Raw genomic sequence first — 586 nt, 5'->3', positions numbered from 1 at the left:
ATTTCGTATTGTGCAATCATGCGTTGACGGGCTTTAACATTACCCTTAATAAAATCAATTTTTTCTTGCTCAGGGAGTGATTCACCGTTACCAACAATAGCCGCCATTGTTTGTTCGTGTAGCGCATCGGTTGCGGGCTTAATATTTACCGTCATGCGGCTGCTAGGTTGAATAAAATCAACCGCTAGTTGCGCTTCATTTTCGTCGGCTTGCACACCGTAAGGTAAGCGTACCGCAACAAATTTATAATCAGTAGTGCTTTGCTCTTGGTTAAGTTCATTAACAGCAAGTTGGCATAAACGACCGCACACTGAAGAGTCGACTCCACCACTAATACCTAATACCAAAGACGTTGCATGGGCTGCTATTAAGCGGGCTTTAATAAAGTTAACACGACGGCTAATTTCAGCATTTACATCAATAACTGGCTGCACTTTCATTGCAGCCATAATCTCGGCGCGCATGGCCAACTCCTTAGGGTTAAATAATTATTTCGCTCAGCAGAGCACTTGTATTATGTGATTTAGGGCTAACAAATTAAAGCCCTAAGTGAGCTTTAATTTTTTGTAACTCGGTTTTTAACTCG

Annotated in this window: 1 protein-coding gene; it reads right to left on the bottom strand. The window is 41.8% G+C overall.

Annotated features, from left to right (window positions below; all coding sequences use genetic code 11):
* Positions 1–464, bottom strand: a 464-nt coding sequence (gene nadE, locus AAEY62_RS20130; protein ID WP_350635930.1) for an NAD(+) synthase, incomplete at its 3' end; no start/stop codon positions are given.
* Positions 465–586: the final 122 nt, after the last annotated feature.

It is taken from the genome of Pseudoalteromonas sp. GW168-MNA-CIBAN-0100 (assembly GCF_040309225.1).
Classification (GTDB): Bacteria; Pseudomonadota; Gammaproteobacteria; order Enterobacterales; family Alteromonadaceae; genus Pseudoalteromonas; species Pseudoalteromonas arctica.
Note: the sequence above shows the minus strand (reverse complement) of the source record. Positions and strands in the feature narration are given on the sequence as shown.